Consider the following 13,095-nt stretch of genomic DNA (forward strand, 5'->3'; position numbering starts at 1 on the left):
GCTCCTCAGTCCGGCCTCCCATCCCGTTCCCACCGCGACCACCACGGCCTGCGCACGTCGCTGACCGCCCTGCCTTCACTCGCCGAAGGCCTCGCGGACACCCCCACCCCAGCGGGCCCTACGCCCAGGGAACTGGGGACGGCCGACAGCTTCGTCCCTCTCACGGAGCTCATGAAGTCGATCGGAACTGGAGAGGACCACCACAGGCCACACTCCTGAAGAGTCACGCAGCGTCATACCAGGGGTTGTTCGCCGCCCAATGGCGGACCCAGCCGGCAAAGCCAGGTTCAGCAGTGGAGAACCCGAACTGCTCGCCGAAGGGGACAGCACCGACGTCGCTGATCAGTCAGACGTGCCCTCGGTGAGGTCCCGTGACGATGAGATGCCAGTTCATCGCGCACCCGTCGGGTGCCGAGCACGACCGAGCCGTGGTTGTAGACCTGTTCAAGGAGTTCGTCGGCATCCTCGGACCGGTTCGGGTCTTCCTCCCACATCCATGCCTCCGCCAGCGGGAACGGCTTGCTCAGGTCGCGTTCCTGCTCGTCATCGCCCCAGTCGTCCGGCAGCTCCGCCACCGACAGCAGTCCGTACTCGGGCGGCCCGGAGTGCGAACCGTCCATTATCTCCGCGACGAAGGTCCGATACGGCTCGGGCAGCACGATCCCGTGTTCTGCCTCGAAGGCACGGACTGCCTCCCAGCCAAGAGCCGACTCGCCTCCATCATCCACGCCGAACGCCGCACGAAGTACCGCCAGCGCAGCAGGGTCGGCTTGATCAATATTCATGCGGCATGGATACCACCTCGCTGTGACAACGCCCCGCACGCTGCGGCACTACCACCTGCCCCTTGGCATCTTCCTGCCTCCCAGAAAGGTCACACCCCTGTCTCAATTCTCAATAACTTGCCCATTTCACGGCAACGCGCAGTGGAGGAATATCCGGGACACGAGCCCGAAGGAATGGGAGGACGTGGTCGCGTTCGACGCGGCCATCCGCCAGGGCAACCCCCGTGCGAACGCCTCCGGCAACCGGCTGCTCGGGCAGGCGTTCCTGCACCGCTCCCGCACCCCTCTCGACCAGGCCCCCGTCGACCACGTCACGGGCGCCGAGTGGGCAGCGCGACAGGAGGAACTCGACGACCGCGCCGCCGCAGTGGACGAACTGGAGAACGGTGTGATCGACGGCTGCTCTCCCTGGGCATGCCGCGGTGACGCCGAGCCGGTGCAGGACGACTTCGGACTCGCCTCTTGACCGTTGTGGATCTGTTCGCGGGTCCGGGCGGCTGGAGCCACGCGCTGTCGGTGCTCGGCGTGCGGGACATCGGCCTGGAGTGGGATGCCTGGGCGTGCAAAACCCGCGCCGCGGCAGGGCAGTTGACGATCCAGACGGATGTGGCGATGTATCCGGTCCGGCCGTTCGTCGGCAGAACCCGCGGGTTGATCGCGAGTCCGCCGTGCCAGGCGTGGAGCATGGCTGGCAAGCGACTCGGCCTGGTCGACCAGCCCTTCGTCCACCAAGCCGTCGCCGACCTCGCCGCCGGGCGCGACACCCGCGCCGCACTGCTGGCCGCCTGCCGCGACGAGCGGTCCCTGCTCGCGGCCGAGCCCATGCGCTACCTGCACGCCCTGAACACCGTGGGCGAACCGGAATGGGTGGTCATGGAGGAAGTCCCCGACGTCCTGCCGCTGTGGCAGCAGTACGCGGCCATCCTGCGCAGCTGGGGATTCTCCACCTGGACGGGCATCCTCAACGCAGCCGACTACGGCGTCCCCCAGACCAGGAGGCGGGCGATCCTGCTCGCCTCCCGCGCACGCACCGCCGAACCCCCCTCGCCCACCCACGCCAAGGCCGCGGAGCCGGAGTCCCTGTTCGGCCCCGGCCGCGCCCGCTGGGTGTCCATGGCCAACGCCCTCGGCTGGGGCGCCACCGACCGTCCCGTGCCCACCGTCTGCGCAGGCGGCGGACCCGGCGGAGGCCCGGAACCCTTCCCCTCCGGCTCCCGCAAGACCCTCACCGACGCACGCGCCCGCGGCACCTGGACACCCCGTGCCACGGAGATCGTCCCGGCCTCCCGGCGCGAGGGCTCCGGCAGGGCCGCCCGGCACGGTGCCCGCGAGAACCGCCCCGCAGATACACCGGCCCCCACGTGCACGGCCGAGGCGCACCGCTGGTCATGGTCGCTGCGCAGCAACAACCAGGCCAACGCCACCGTGCGCCGAGCCGACGAGCCCGCCGGCACGCTGTTCTTCGGCCACCGGGCCAACGAGTGCACCTGGGTCGCCGACACCACCTCCGGCCTTCCGGACGGCAAGCAGCAGCCGGCGCCGGAACCGATCAAGATTTCCGCCCGGGAAGCGGGCGTGCTGCAGAGCTTCCCCGCCGACAACCCGTGGCAGGGGAACAAGGGACAGCAGTTCTCGCAGATCGGCAACGCCGTCCCCCCGCGCCTGGCCGCGCATCTGCTCGCCCCGCACCTCAACAAGCCTTTCAATCCCGACGACTTCACCCTCACCGCCTGATGCCCCGCACCCCTGATCCCGACGAGGACGACGACCTCGACCTCGTACCAGCGCCGAAGCCGGTCCACTACGCCGAGCAGGCGCTGCTCGGCGCGCTCCTCCTCGAACCCCCACGTCTGGCCGACACCGGGACGCTGGTAGCCGGCCACTTCGACAATCACTCCCACGCCAGCCTGTTCACCGCGATCCGTGCTCTTCCGCCGCCCGACCCCGCCGACCACGCCAAAAACACCGCCTGGCTCAACCAGGTCCTGGAGCTCGCCCGCCCCAACGCTCCCGGCCTGAGCGCCCCCTACCTCCACGCCCTCATCCAGTTCTGCCCGACCCCCAAGCACGTCGCGGCGTACACCCGGATGATCCGCGCCGACCACGCCCGCCGGACGCTGCGCCTGCACGCCGAGCGCCTTGCACGGATCGCCACTGACACCGCCGGGCCCGACCCGGCAACCACCACCCTCGCGCAGGCCGACGCGCTCGGCCGCGTCCTGGACGACCTCGCCGGGCAGTTCGCCCCGCACCCCGGCTCCCTGCCCCGCACTCCACAGCCCGCAGACGTCGTACGGCAGGCCGGCGAGGAGGACCTCAACGAGGAACGCCTTCTCCTGGCGACCGCCACCGCGCATCCGGAGGAGGTGCAGCAGATGCGGTGGCTGATGGCGGAGGACTTCGTCGTTCCACTGCACGCCGCGCTCTGGCAGTCCGTCACGGCGCTGGTCCACCGCGGCGACATGGTCGACCCCGTCACCGTCCTCGGCGAGGCCCAGCACCGCGGACTGATCACCGATTCCCTCACCCCCCGCGAGCTGATGGCCCTGGTCTCCACACCCGCCGGATCCCCCGAGTACTGGGGCGAGCGAATCCTCCAGCGCGCCCTCCTCACCCGCGCCCGCACCGTCGCCGAACGGATCACCACCTACACCGACGACCCCGCCAACACCCCACACCAGCTCATCACCGGCAGCCGCCGCGCACTCGCCACCCTGACCGCAGTGCGCACCCGCTGGCACCACGCCACCTCCCCCGCCCCTACGGCCAGTCCCGCGCGCACCAAGGCCACGGCCCCGCCCCGGGCCGGCCCGCCGCGCACCACGACTCCCCCAGCCCGCGTCTCCCGCTAACCCCCCAACCCGCCAACGGCCGCACCCCCGCAGTCCTGGTGGCGTTCGACCGCGTGTGTTCTGGGTTCCCAAGACGGCGCCGAGCGTGTCGCCACACGTGCCCGTTTTGGAGGGGTGAGCAGACCCCGCGGAGCGCGAAGAGTCGACCAAAATCCGACCCGTTGATCCGATTCTGCTTTCGCCGACCTACCGCGCCGAACGAGCTCCTCAGCCTGTAAACGCGCAGTAGTCCGTTCCGGGGCTACACGAGGGAGACCAAGCGGAACTACATCACGAACGTCTTCCTGTTCCTCAACTTCCTGTGGCTGCGCGGGAGGGTCTGGAGTCAGGCGCGGAGGAAAGCTCTACCACTGCCTCCAGAAGCGGGAACTCTCCGACGAACAGTAGGCGTTCCCCGTGCCGTCGCTCGCTGCGGCAACGGCAGCCTGAGCAGCGACGACGCCCTGCGCACGGTGACGAAGACAGTCAATCTTTCGCCCATGAGACCCGAAGTGCGGACGGTCGTCGTCGATGACCCGCTCCCCGACTGGGACGTGAGCGGAGAAGAGATCGACAGGCACGTCGAGCAACTCGACGTGATGCCAAGGCCGGTCACAGGAGAGGAAGCCCGGGCGCTCGTTTCCTGCTTCGGCTCGGACGACTACTACGGCGTCGCCGGAACCCTGCTGCACCTCATCGGCCGGCTCGAACCACGTTCTGACCACCGACCCCGAACCCGTTGCCAACGATTGACACAAGCGGCTCTGCGACCGCGCCGTGAACGTAGGACTCATCGCGTGAAATTGACGGCATAGCAACCTGAGGTGTCTGCGAGGCAGACGCCCCGAACCTGATCACAATTGTAGCCACTACCGTTTCCACCACCCAGGATCAGGTGATGATCCGCAAAATCCGCACTGAGCAGCAGACCGATACCTGGAAGGAGCGCTACAAAATCCAGGCCGGGGGCGAAGGCACCATCTCCCAAAGCGTCGGGCGCTGCAGCCTGCGCAGATACCGCTATCGCGGGCTCGCGAAGACCAGTCTCGATCACCAGCTCACCGGTGCCGCGCCGAATCTCGCCCGCAACAACGCCCACCTTACCCAAACGCCCAGGGCAGCCACCCGAGCCAGTCACTTAACGGCACTTCGCTCCGCCGATCGATTGATCAACGGAGCGAAGTAGAAGAGTCACCCAAGGCGGATTCGCCAACAGCATCGAGAGCTGAAAGGGACTCGTTAGCAATCGAGGCTGGTGAGCGGGTCCTGTCCGATCAGAGGCGCTTATAAGTGGCACGCCAGCCTTCTTCCGCATTCGGCGGCGTCAGGACGAGGGTGTTGCCCGTTACACGATACGCGCGCGTCAGGCTCTGCCCGATGAGGTCACGCGCCAATGACGATCTGACAGCCACGTTAAAAGTCCTGCCGGCTTTGTTGACGGTGAAAGTCCCGTAGAAGGCCTCGTACCCATTCTTCGTGTATGGCGTGTCCGGAGCGTTGACGTCGGGGTTCATCGCCTGCACCGACATGGTGCCGGCCTTGGTGAAAACGATCTGGCCGGAGTAAGGCACAGGTTGGAGGTTTCCCGCGGTGCCAACTTCCAGAGAGGTCATACGCCACACGCCGACGAGGGATCCCGTACCTCGATCAGTCGCACTGGCCCGAGCGAACAAGGGTACTGATACCAGGAGCGATAGCGCTAGAGCTAGCCAGATCCGGTGGATCCTGAATTTTGTCATCATGCTTCGTCGATCCCCTCAGCGTTCTCACAGATGATTCAAGCAGGGAGCAGTTGGATCCCCGCCGTTCGTTAGCATGCATGCAACCCTGCGCAAATTGTCCGGATTCGACAGAAATTCCAAATTGGGGATTCCGCGGTTGCCTAGATCACTCAAGGCACGGAAAACCTCCCGCAATGCAGCTACGGTTCAGTTACTGTCGATCGATGGGACGCGCCTGGCCGTAACCACTGGCACGCATAATTCCCCCGTGGAGGGACTCACTGCCCGGTCACATCGAAAGAATCGCATCGTCCACTTCGCCTCCGGAAGGGAGAGTTTCCTCCCTGGATGTTTCAATCCCTGCAAAGAACATCCCAAAGACGGGCAAAGCGAGAGGTTCTCCGCCGCCACCCAACCGGTCGCCACCGGACACTGTCGCATCCTCCGCTTCGCAGCCCACTGCCCCTGTTCCGAGGCGATCATGAACGACCAGGGCCGGCCGCCCTCCTGCCCAACCCCCGCCCGGCCAACGCTCTACCGTTGCCTGCGAACAGCATCACCCCGCCGGGGCCGTGGAACCCGACGCCCGTCCGACGCAGCAGATGAGCCCCTCAGCTTGCCCATCGACCTCCGAACAAACCCAAACGGCCCGCCGGTTGAACCGGCGAGCCGTCACAAATATCGAGCTAGTAAGCCCCTCTGTCGGCGGGTGAGATCCGGTACCGCAGCAGGACTTTTCTGTCTGGCTCGATAATCCTTCCGGGACGGCTTGGTGTCCGGTCCCCAGTCATCTCGGCCGACTACCAGCCGCCATCGACTTGAATGTTCTGGCCGGATATCAGGTCCGACATCGAAGTCGACAGGAACACGGCCGCGTTGGCTATGTCAACGGCCTCGATTCGGCGCTTGATACTTTGATTCTCGAGTATCCACTGGTGATACTCTTCGCGCTTTTCACCTCGGTCCCGGAATTCAGCCTCCGAGACGACGGCACCAGGCGAGATGCCGTTCACGTTGATCAGGTATTCGCCGAGCTCGCGGGCAAGCCCTTTCACCAGGCCGTACATGGCCCCCTTGGAGGCGATATACGGCACGTAGCCATCCCATCGACCTGTCAGTGTCAGCGAGGTGATGTTGACGATCTTCCCGTAGCGCTTCGCCTTCATCTGCTTGGAGCAGACACGTGACAGGACGAAGGCGGCAGACGAGTTCACTCGAACTTGGTCCTCGTACTCCTGGATGGTGAACTCATCATGCTGCTTGAAGATGACTAGCGCGGCATTGTTGACCAGTACGTCGATTCCGCCGACCTCGTCGGCCAGCGCTGCCGCATTGGTCTCCAGCCCGGTCAAGTCATTCAGATCGCAGCCGAAATAACGCACGCCCTGGGCGATGCCGTCCAGTACCTTTTGCGGATCCGGCGCGTCCGGACGATCCAGCGCGATTATGTTGGCGCCCTCTTCAGCATAGCGGGCGACCAGCGCCTGCCCAATTGTGCCGAGGGCGCCAGTGATAAGGACGTTCTTCCCGGAGAGTTCGGGCATGCGGCCTTCCATTCTATTTTCCCTTTCTATACGTCACGTCGACTGACGTGTCTCTGTTTGAATCGTCCGGACAAAATGCGGAAGCCGCACTGATTGACAACGACGCAGTTACGTCGCTGCGAGTCAGCCAAGTCCGATCCATCACGGCAACACGTTCTGCGCCGCTGCTACGGATTGCGTGCTGCATCGACCACATTTTCACCCGGTTTACAGGAAAAGCGGGCCGCCATCACACGAGTGCCTGCGGAGCCGTCGCTGACAATCTTTGATCGGCGCGACGGGTCATTTAGATTTCTTTTTACAGGGGGTCATTACGGGGTGAAAACGCCCTTGCCTGACGTCTGCCTATCGAACAGTTCATAGGCGTCCGCGTAATCAGTGAGCTTCCAGCGCTCAGTGAAGAGCTCATCGACGTTGACGCCCCGTTCGACGACGAAGTTGGCGCAGGCCTCCATCGCCGGGATGGACATCGTCCACGAAGTCGTCGCGGTGATCTGCTTGTACAGGTGCTCCGTGAGGTCGAAGTGGATGGTCGAACCGACACCGACCCAGCAGGCGGCACCCCACAGGTCCAACACGTGAAGCGCGGCTTGCGCGGCAGATGACGCACCTGAGGTCTCCAAGCTCTTGGAGACGCCACGACCGCCAGTGACATCGCGGACGGCGTCGGCAACCGACTCCACCTGCGCGGGGTTGATCGTCCGCCACGCACCGAACTCGTGCGCCCGTTTCAGGCGGGCGGGCGAGATGTCGAGGGCGACCACGCGGGCTCCCATGGCGACGGCGAGCTGGGTGGCGGCCAGTCCGACCGGGCCCTGGCCGAAGATCGCGATGGTGTCGTCGCCCGTCAGATTCAGTCGCTTGAGCGCTCCCCAGGCCGTTCCCGTACCGCAACTGATGGCCGCTGCGGCCAGGTACGACAAACCATCAGGCATGGGCAGGATCGAACTGAACGACACCTTGACCAGGTCGGCGTGCGATCCGTGTGCAGTGTTGCCCATGGCCACAGCTCCGTTGCGGCACATCTGAGTCCAGCCGGCGTGGCACTGGTCGCACTTGCCGCAGCCGAAGTAGTGGTGAACCATGACCGAGCGGCCGATCCAGCTTCCAGGAACCTCCGAGCCCGCATGGACGATCACGCCGGCGGGTTCATGGCCAGCGATCTTGCCGTGCGTCCCACCCCTGGATCCGCGGTACATGTGCAGATCAGACCCACACATCCCCGACGCCTCGATCCGGACGACGACCTCATTGGGTCCCGGTGTCGGGTCCGGAAAAGTCACCAGTTCGAGTTTGCGCTCGCCTCGAAACACGATCCCTTGCATGCCGCTCCTAAGGATGCGCTGCGATCGACAGGGTCGTTCCCGACCATGGTTAGAGATTTTACAGGCCGCGATTCAGTCAGACAATAGTCACGCTGTATCTCGCTTGGCAAGCCTCCCTCATGCTCAGCATGAGTGGGCGATTCGCACCCGCAGTCGAGACCCTGAGAGTTGAAGCAGTCACTGAGAGGGGGTCCGTTGATGCCTTGACGGGCTACCAGACGCCGGCCTGCGATCCGCCAAGGGCGCCGCCACACTCGCTCACACCGCCAGACCCAGCACACTGCACTGCCGGAGGAGTAGCTCGCCGCTGCCATGATGGCCGCCACGCGAAGGGTGTAACGGCCCTCGCCGAGCTGGACGGGCCTCATCGAAGCGAGGTTCCGCGAGCGTCCTGCGGCCGAGGTAACCCGCAGCCTGCCCAGCATGGTGCGAGGCTGGGCGCCGAGTTCATCGCCGCAACGGTCAGCGACCTGGACGCTTTCGACAGTGCCGACCGGCTGGATGGCTTCGTGCCGTCCGCCGCGTGGATCTCACGGGTTGGAACACGTCGGCCAACCGCTCCAGCATTCTGGGACCTCATCGGATATGGCCTCGGGTGCTCACGGAGTTGGTCAAGGGCGGGCCGGATCAGCGTTGATGCGCCGGCATTCACGGCCTCCACGGATGGCGGGGCGTACTCCATGGTCTTGGAAGCACATACCGTGCCGCGATCCTGGGCGCCCTCGAGCTGTCAAAGCCGCCACGCACCGGGCTCACATGACAACACCAGAGCCTGTTCGCAGGGTCAGACCCCCATGTCGGTCACACGTGCCGGTTCCATCCACCGTCGACATAGATCCGCTGTCCCGTGATGTACCCGGCCAGCGGAGAGCACAGGAAAGTGATGAGGTTGGCCGCGTCAGCGGGATCTCCGAAGCGGCCGGTTGGGATCTCCCGCTCGAGCCAGTCCTGCTGATCCTTCTCGGTAGGGACGAACTGAGGGATGAAATTGTTCTTTATCTGGTCGGTCAGCAGGTAACCGGGCGACACGCAGTTGACCGTCACACCGTCCTTTGCAACAAGGCGGGAAAGTCCCTTCGCCCACATGAGCACGGCCGCCTTGGATGTGAGTGAGCCACTCACATGCTGCGGCTCCGACGTTGCAGTGAGATTGACGACTCGTCCGAACCCCCGCTCCCTCATGCCCGCCACGAAAGGCGTGGTGAGCCTTCTTGGGGTCGTGAAGTTGAGCCGGAACGCTTCGCTCCATTCCTCTTCGGTGGTCTCCATGTCGAACGGTCGAGCCTGCCCCAGGTTGTTGACGACGATGTCGACGCCGCCGAACTCGTCCATGACTCTGGTCGTGACACGATCGAAGGCCCCGTCATCAAGGAGGTCGTCAACGATCAGTACGGGTTCCGGGTCCCCCGCTGCTCGGATCTCGTCGGCCAACGCCTCCAGTTCAGGGGCTCGCCGGGCGACCACGATCGTCTGTCCCCCCTCGCGGGCCAGCGTCTTCGCGGTCTCTCGGCCAATGCCCGCGCTGGCTCCCGAGATCAGGGCGGTCTTGCCTTTCAGGCTCAGATCCACAGTGGCTCCTGGTTCCGTTCGTTTCGATGTGTTCCGACCGTGTCCCGGCCTCGGGTCTTCCCTGAGCGGGTACGCCGCTCGTCAGGCGCGTGGGTTGAACGGGTCCTTGATCGTTCCCCCGGTCGCGATCCACGCGGTCTTCACCTCGGTGTACTCGTGCATCGCCTCGGCACCGTTCTCTCGCCCGACGCCCGACTCCTTGAAGCCTCCGAACGGGGCGACATAGTTGACCTTGCGGTAGTTGTTGATCCAGACGCTGCCGGCCCGGAGCCGTCGGATCAGCCGATGAGCCAGCGCCACGTCCTTTGTCCAGACGCCGGCGGCCAGACCGTAAGAGGTGTCGTTGGCGATCTTCACGGCCTCGTCCTCGTCTCGGAACCGGATCAGTGCCGCAACCGGGCCGAAAACCTCCTCACGCGCGATCCGCATGTCGTTCGTGACCTCCGTGAACACGGTCGGCTCAATGAACAGGCCACGGCTCAGCGAAGGGTCGTCGGGACGCTTCCCGCCGGTGACAAGGCGGGCGCCTTCTCCCAGAGCGATGTCGACGTACCCGAGAACCTTGTCGTACTGCGACCGGCACGCAACGGTGCCCATCTCACTGGCAGGGTCCATCGGATCACCGATCTTGATCTCCGACGCCCGCTTGGCAAGTGCGTCGGCGAACTCGTCGTAGATGGAGTCGTGAACGAGCACTCGCGATCCCGCCATGCAGGTTTGCCCGGTCGCCGCGAAGATCCCCGCCATGACTCCGTTGACGGCGTTGGCGAGTTCGGTGTCCGGGAAGACGATGTTGGGGGACTTGCCTCCCAGTTCCAAGGACACCCTCGCCATACGGGAGCCGGCGGTTGCCGCGATGCGCTTCCCCACGGCAGTCGACCCAGTGAAGGAGATGTGGTCAACCTGCGGATGCTCCACCAGCTGACGCCCCGCCTCACCGCCGCCAGTGACGATGTTCACGACACCTGGAGGGAATCCCGCCTTTTCGATCAGCCGGGCCAGATAGAGCGTGGAGATGGGCGTGATCTCCGAAGGCTTGGCGACCACGGTGCAGCCGGCCGCCAGGGCGGGAGCGAGCTTGGCGATCAGCTGGGCGATGGGGCTGTTCCACGGAGTGATCGCAGCTACCACACCTACCGGCTCGCGGAGCGTGAAGGCCTGCATGTCGGGAATGCTCACGGCGAGGGTATGGCCGATCGGATGCTCGGCAAGCCCGGCGAAGAAGTAGCAAGCGTTGGCCTGTGCCTTGGCCTGATCGGCAACCTCGCGCCACAGCTTGCCGTTCTCCTGGATCTGAAGCCTGGCAAGCTCCTCGGAATGCTCAGCGACAAGGTCACCGAGTCTGCGCAGAAGACGTGCTCGCTCGAGAGGGGTGGAAGTCGACCAGGGCCCGTCCTCGAAGGCGCGGCGCGCAGCGGCGACGGCGTCGTCCACGTCTTGCCGCGTGGCAAGTGGGCAGGTGGCCCACACCAGTCCGCTCACAGGATTGACGGACTCGAAGGTGCCCCCGTCGGAGGCTTGGCGCCATTCGCCGTCGATCAGCATTGCGTCGGGCGTCATCGCGTTCGCATATTCGGTATCGGTCATGCGTCGTACCACTCGGCCATCATCTGGCTCTGGTCAGCGGTGGGCCCGAAGCGTTCGATCGCCTGGCGCGTGAACTCCTGCACCAGCTTGCCGATCGGAGTCGTGTGACCAAGGGCCTCCGCAAGCTCGTTTGCCAGGCGGATGTCCTTGAGCATGAGCTGCAGGGTGAACCCCTGTGGCTTGTACGCGTCTCCCGAGAGCAGCTGCGGAAACGTGTATTCCGTGGCGTAGTTCCGGCCGCTCGACTTGTTGATGACGTCGACGACGACCTCCTGCCTCACCCCTGCCGCGACCCCCAGCCGGATGGTCTCCAACGCGGCAAAGCGATTGCACGCGTTGAGCAGGTTGTTGACGAGTTTCATCGCGTGACCCGAACCGACCGGGCCGACATTGACCACTTCGGCCGTCACTTCATGAAGCAGGTCCTGTATCCCGGCAAAGACTTCGGGGTCGGCACCAACCATGAGCGTGGCAGTTCCCTCGCGTGCCTTTCGCACGCCACCGGCGATCGGGGAGTCGACGTAGGTCACCTGCCGTTCCCTGAGCGCTGCCACCAGTTCCGAGTCCGTGGTGGGGGTGCCCGTGGTGGTGTCGATGATGACCGTTCCCACCGCGAGGCCGAATGCCAGACCCTTGGGGCCCAGCAGCAGATCCTTCACTTGGGGAGGGCCGGGAAGACACAGGAAGACGGTCCGGCACTTCTCAGCGATCTCTTCGGGTGTCGCGAACCGGGCGCCCCGAGTCACCAGCTCCGCGGCAGCAGCAGGATTCCGGTCGCTGACGAGGAGGTCGTGACCGTCCACCAGTCGGCCGGCAATCGAGGATCCCATCGCGCCCACTCCGATGAAGCCGATCCTGGACATCCACATCTCCCTCTCGTTCAAGCCGAACCACTCTCGGGTCGGACGGCGTCAAACCGTCTGCCCGCCGTCCACGACCATGGCGTGGCCCACCACGAAGGACGACGCATCCGACGACAACCACAGAACCGCGTCGGCGATCTCTTCGGGGGACCCCATCCGGCCGATCGGTTCTTGCGCTATGACCCGAACACGGCCGTCTTCGGTGCCCCCGGTGAATCGGTCCATCATCGGGGTCTCGATGATCCCGGGGCAGACGGCGTTGATCCGCACACCGAGCGCGGCGTAGTCGAGAGCTGCCGCCTTGGTCATGCCGACCACTCCGAACTTGGTCGCGCAATAGACGGACTGGCCCGCTATACCGACAACACCGGCGCCGGAGGCGGTGTTGACGATCGTGCCTCCGCCTCCTGCGAGCATCGCAGGCACCTGGCTCTGCATGCACAAAAAGACGCTTTTGAGGTTGACCGCGATCAACCGGTCGAGGCTGGACGCGCCGATCTCGGCGAGGGGTGCGACCGGCTGCTCGATCCCGGCGTTGTTGAACGCCGCGTCGAGTCGGCCGAAGTTGCGGAGGGTCGCCTCGACCGCCGCCTCGACCGCCGCCTCGGAGGTCACGTCGCAGGTGAAGGCGATCGCCCTTCCACCGTCCTTCTCGATCTGGCGAACAGTTTCCGCTGCGCCCTCTTCGTCAATGTCGACCGCCGTCACCGAAGCGCCAGCACGCGCGAAGGCCAGTGCGGTGGCCCGCCCAATGCCGCTCGAAGCGCCGGTGACGAACGCCGCCTTGTTTGCGAGATCCACGGTCATGGTCACCCTCCAGGCTGAGGCACGGAGCATTCAATAGACGTCATGATTATCACACCTCGCATA

General features: G+C 65.1%; 10 protein-coding genes and 2 pseudogenes. 4 read left to right on the forward strand and 8 right to left on the reverse strand.

All coding sequences use genetic code 11. The features are described 5' to 3' along the window. Positions 1-223: 223 nt before the first annotated feature. Positions 224-785, reverse strand: a pseudogene (locus tag ACW4TU_RS03740) (SMI1/KNR4 family protein). A 184-nt stretch (positions 786-969) separates the two neighbouring features. Between ACW4TU_RS03740 and ACW4TU_RS03745 the strand changes: the two are divergent. The 4 genes and pseudogenes from ACW4TU_RS03745 to ACW4TU_RS03760 all read left to right on the forward strand — a co-directional run. Then, a complete protein-coding gene (locus ACW4TU_RS03745) occupies positions 970-1,251 on the forward strand; it encodes a hypothetical protein (protein WP_457424582.1) in 282 nt (93 codons plus the stop codon). After that, a complete protein-coding gene (locus ACW4TU_RS03750) occupies positions 1,248-2,519 on the forward strand; it encodes a DNA cytosine methyltransferase (RefSeq protein WP_457424584.1) in 1,272 nt (423 codons plus the stop codon). Before ACW4TU_RS03745 ends, ACW4TU_RS03750 begins: the two co-directional genes overlap by 4 nt. Further along, positions 2,519-3,637, forward strand: a complete 1,119-nt coding sequence (locus ACW4TU_RS03755; RefSeq protein ID WP_457424586.1) for a DnaB-like helicase N-terminal domain-containing protein — start codon at positions 2,519-2,521, stop codon at positions 3,635-3,637. The genes ACW4TU_RS03750 and ACW4TU_RS03755 overlap by 1 nt, the downstream gene beginning before the upstream one ends. Before the next feature lie 865 nt (positions 3,638-4,502). Further along, positions 4,503-4,802: pseudogene (locus ACW4TU_RS03760) on the forward strand (transposase); the annotation flags it as partial. Positions 4,803-4,890: 88 nt separating this feature from the next. Here ACW4TU_RS03760 and ACW4TU_RS03765 read toward each other — a convergent pair. The 7 genes from ACW4TU_RS03765 to ACW4TU_RS03795 form a co-directional block, all read right to left on the reverse strand. Then, a complete protein-coding gene (locus ACW4TU_RS03765; protein ID WP_457424588.1) occupies positions 4,891-5,229 on the reverse strand; it encodes a lipocalin-like domain-containing protein in 339 nt (112 codons plus the stop codon). Between the two features lie 908 nt (positions 5,230-6,137). Next, positions 6,138-6,881 carry an SDR family oxidoreductase gene (locus tag ACW4TU_RS03770; protein WP_457424590.1) on the reverse strand — a complete coding sequence of 248 codons (744 nt, stop codon included), beginning with the start codon at positions 6,879-6,881 and terminating at the stop codon, positions 6,138-6,140. A gap of 311 nt (positions 6,882-7,192) precedes the next feature. After that, complete coding sequence (locus ACW4TU_RS03775; RefSeq protein ID WP_457424592.1) at positions 7,193-8,206, reverse strand: zinc-binding dehydrogenase; 1,014 nt, start codon at positions 8,204-8,206, stop codon at positions 7,193-7,195. Between the two features lie 801 nt (positions 8,207-9,007). Further along, positions 9,008-9,775, reverse strand: coding sequence for an SDR family NAD(P)-dependent oxidoreductase (locus tag ACW4TU_RS03780; RefSeq protein ID WP_457424594.1), 768 nt, complete (start codon positions 9,773-9,775; stop codon positions 9,008-9,010). Between the two features lie 81 nt (positions 9,776-9,856). Continuing rightward, positions 9,857-11,362, reverse strand: a complete 1,506-nt coding sequence (locus tag ACW4TU_RS03785) for an aldehyde dehydrogenase (protein ID WP_457424596.1) — start codon at positions 11,360-11,362, stop codon at positions 9,857-9,859. Beyond that, positions 11,359-12,225, reverse strand: a complete 867-nt coding sequence (locus ACW4TU_RS03790; protein ID WP_457424598.1) for an NAD(P)-dependent oxidoreductase — start codon at positions 12,223-12,225, stop codon at positions 11,359-11,361. The genes ACW4TU_RS03785 and ACW4TU_RS03790 overlap by 4 nt, the downstream gene beginning before the upstream one ends. A gap of 48 nt (positions 12,226-12,273) precedes the next feature. Then, a complete protein-coding gene (locus tag ACW4TU_RS03795) occupies positions 12,274-13,032 on the reverse strand; it encodes a glucose 1-dehydrogenase (RefSeq protein WP_457424600.1) in 759 nt (252 codons plus the stop codon). Positions 13,033-13,095: the final 63 nt, after the last annotated feature.

The sequence above is a fragment of the Streptomyces kryoterrae genome (genome assembly GCF_054072135.1).

Coding starts and splice junctions, on each gene's coding strand:
- ACW4TU_RS03790 (WP_457424598.1), bottom strand. CDS start 12,225: ATGTCCAGGATCGGCTTCATCGGAGTGGGCGCGATGGGATCCTCGATT.
- ACW4TU_RS03765 (WP_457424588.1), bottom strand. CDS start 5,229: ATGACCTCTCTGGAAGTTGGCACCGCGGGAAACCTCCAACCTGTGCCT.
- ACW4TU_RS03770 (WP_457424590.1), bottom strand. CDS start 6,881: ATGCCCGAACTCTCCGGGAAGAACGTCCTTATCACTGGCGCCCTCGGC.
- ACW4TU_RS03755 (WP_457424586.1), top strand. CDS start 2,519: ATGCCCCGCACCCCTGATCCCGACGAGGACGACGACCTCGACCTCGTA.
- ACW4TU_RS03785 (WP_457424596.1), bottom strand. CDS start 11,362: ATGACCGATACCGAATATGCGAACGCGATGACGCCCGACGCAATGCTG.
- ACW4TU_RS03795 (WP_457424600.1), bottom strand. CDS start 13,032: ATGACCGTGGATCTCGCAAACAAGGCGGCGTTCGTCACCGGCGCTTCG.
- ACW4TU_RS03775 (WP_457424592.1), bottom strand. CDS start 8,206: ATGCAAGGGATCGTGTTTCGAGGCGAGCGCAAACTCGAACTGGTGACT.